2 rRNA genes (1 of these 2 cut by a window edge) are annotated in these 2500 nt (G+C 52.2%); both read left to right on the top strand.

Features of this window, described 5'->3' with window-relative positions:
• Window positions 1–2198, top strand: a 23S ribosomal RNA gene (locus tag JN403_RS00010) (it extends 693 nt beyond the left edge of the window).
• A gap of 146 nt (window positions 2199–2344) precedes the next feature.
• Window positions 2345–2460: ribosomal RNA gene (rrf, locus tag JN403_RS00005) — 5S ribosomal RNA — on the top strand.
• Window positions 2461–2500: the final 40 nt, after the last annotated feature.

Here is a 2500-nt window from a genome sequence, read left to right as displayed (position 1 = left end):
TGAAGGTTGGGTAACACTAACTGGAGGACCGAACCGACTACCGTTGAAAAGTTAGCGGATGACCTGTGGATCGGAGTGAAAGGCTAATCAAGCTCGGAGATAGCTGGTTCTCCTCGAAAGCTATTTAGGTAGCGCCTCATGTATCACTGTAGGGGGTAGAGCACTGTTTCGGCTAGGGGGTCATCCCGACTTACCAAACCGATGCAAACTCCGAATACCTACAAGTGCCGAGCATGGGAGACACACGGCGGGTGCTAACGTCCGTCGTGAAAAGGGAAACAACCCAGACCGTCAGCTAAGGTCCCAAAGTCATGGTTAAGTGGGAAACGATGTGGGAAGGCTTAGACAGCTAGGAGGTTGGCTTAGAAGCAGCCACCCTTTAAAGAAAGCGTAATAGCTCACTAGTCGAGTCGGCCTGCGCGGAAGATGTAACGGGGCTCAAACCATGCACCGAAGCTACGGGTATCACGCAAGTGATGCGGTAGAGGAGCGTTCTGTAAGCCTGTGAAGGTGAGTTGAGAAGCTTGCTGGAGGTATCAGAAGTGCGAATGCTGACATGAGTAACGACAATGGGTGTGAAAAACACCCACGCCGAAAGACCAAGGTTTCCTGCGCAACGTTAATCGACGCAGGGTTAGTCGGTCCCTAAGGCGAGGCTGAAAAGCGTAGTCGATGGAAAACAGGTTAATATTCCTGTACTTCTGGTTATTGCGATGGAGGGACGGAGAAGGCTAGGCCAGCCTGGCGTTGGTTGTCCAGGTTTAAGGTGGTAGGCTGAAATCTTAGGTAAATCCGGGATTTCAAGGCCGAGAGCTGATGACGAGTGTTCTTTAGAACACGAAGTGGTTGATGCCATGCTTCCAAGAAAAGCTTCTAAGCTTCAGGTAACCAGGAACCGTACCCCAAACCGACACAGGTGGTTGGGTAGAGAATACCAAGGCGCTTGAGAGAACTCGGGTGAAGGAACTAGGCAAAATGGCACCGTAACTTCGGGAGAAGGTGCGCCGGTGAGGGTGAAGGACTTGCTCCGTAAGCTCATGCCGGTCGAAGATACCAGGCCGCTGCGACTGTTTATTAAAAACACAGCACTCTGCAAACACGAAAGTGGACGTATAGGGTGTGACGCCTGCCCGGTGCCGGAAGGTTAATTGATGGGGTTAGCTAACGCGAAGCTCTTGATCGAAGCCCCGGTAAACGGCGGCCGTAACTATAACGGTCCTAAGGTAGCGAAATTCCTTGTCGGGTAAGTTCCGACCTGCACGAATGGCGTAACGATGGCGGCGCTGTCTCCACCCGAGACTCAGTGAAATTGAAATCGCTGTGAAGATGCAGTGTATCCGCGGCTAGACGGAAAGACCCCGTGAACCTTTACTATAGCTTTGCACTGGACTTTGAATTTGCTTGTGTAGGATAGGTGGGAGGCTTTGAAGCGTGGACGCCAGTCTGCGTGGAGCCAACCTTGAAATACCACCCTGGCAACTTTGAGGTTCTAACTCAGGTCCGTTATCCGGATCGAGGACAGTGTATGGTGGGTAGTTTGACTGGGGCGGTCTCCTCCTAAAGAGTAACGGAGGAGTACGAAGGTGCGCTCAGACCGGTCGGAAATCGGTCGTAGAGTATAAAGGCAAAAGCGCGCTTGACTGCGAGACAGACACGTCGAGCAGGTACGAAAGTAGGTCTTAGTGATCCGGTGGTTCTGTATGGAAGGGCCATCGCTCAACGGATAAAAGGTACTCCGGGGATAACAGGCTGATACCGCCCAAGAGTTCATATCGACGGCGGTGTTTGGCACCTCGATGTCGGCTCATCACATCCTGGGGCTGAAGCCGGTCCCAAGGGTATGGCTGTTCGCCATTTAAAGTGGTACGCGAGCTGGGTTTAGAACGTCGTGAGACAGTTCGGTCCCTATCTGCCGTGGACGTTTGAGATTTGAGAGGGGCTGCTCCTAGTACGAGAGGACCGGAGTGGACGAACCTCTGGTGTTCCGGTTGTCACGCCAGTGGCATTGCCGGGTAGCTATGTTCGGAAAAGATAACCGCTGAAAGCATCTAAGCGGGAAACTTGCCTCAAGATGAGATCTCACTGGAACCTTGAGTTCCCTGAAGGGCCGTCGAAGACTACGACGTTGATAGGTTGGGTGTGTAAGCGCTGTGAGGCGTTGAGCTAACCAATACTAATTGCCCGTGAGGCTTGACCATATAACACCCAAGCAATCTGCAGAAAGACAGCAGGTTGCGGTGTGTGAAGACGCATGAAGACGAAAGTTTGCGAACACACAAGCTGCACCTTGATCACATACCCGATTTGCTGAAGCGTTCGAGAGAACGAATCAGTACCCGAATTTCTTGACGACCATAGAGCGTTGGAACCACCTGATCCCATCCCGAACTCAGCAGTGAAACGATGCATCGCCGATGGTAGTGTGGGGTTTCCCCATGTGAGAGTAGGTCATCGTCAAGATTAAATTCCGAAACCCCATTTGCGCAAGCAGATGGGGTTT

This window comes from Pseudomonas sp. 15A4 (assembly GCF_016925575.1).
In the GTDB taxonomy this organism is placed as follows: Bacteria; Pseudomonadota; Gammaproteobacteria; order Pseudomonadales; family Pseudomonadaceae; genus Aquipseudomonas.
This window is presented reverse-complemented; position numbering and strand designations above follow the sequence as displayed.